A 373-nucleotide genomic window follows, 5' to 3' on the forward strand; every position below is an offset into this window, starting at 1 on the left:
GCAGCAAAATAATATCATCAGCCTTGAAGATCATGAGCTGGACGAGGAAGACGGAAGTTTTGCAAATGTGGCCGGATTGCTGCAGGCATCAAAAGATGTTTTTCTCAATGCAGCCGCTTTTGATTTTAGTTCCACCTTTTTCCGGCCGCGTGGCTATGACAGTGAGTGGAGTAAAGTGCTCATTAACGGGGTAGAAATGAATAAGTTCTTTAATGGCAGACCCTTGTGGAGCAATTGGGGCGGACTTAACGATGTTCAGAGAAACCAGGTTTTTACAATGGGCACTTCCCCTTCAGAAGTTTCCTTTGGTGGACCCGCCGGCAATACGAATATCATCATGAGAGCTTCGCAATATGCACATGGCGGAAAGTTT

At 45.8% G+C, this 373-nt stretch carries 1 pseudogene; it reads left to right on the forward strand.

Going from position 1 to position 373, the window contains the following annotated elements:
- Positions 1 to 373: pseudogene (locus HC175_RS20550) on the forward strand (TonB-dependent receptor); the annotation flags it as partial.

The organism is Salinimicrobium oceani (genome assembly GCF_012037645.1).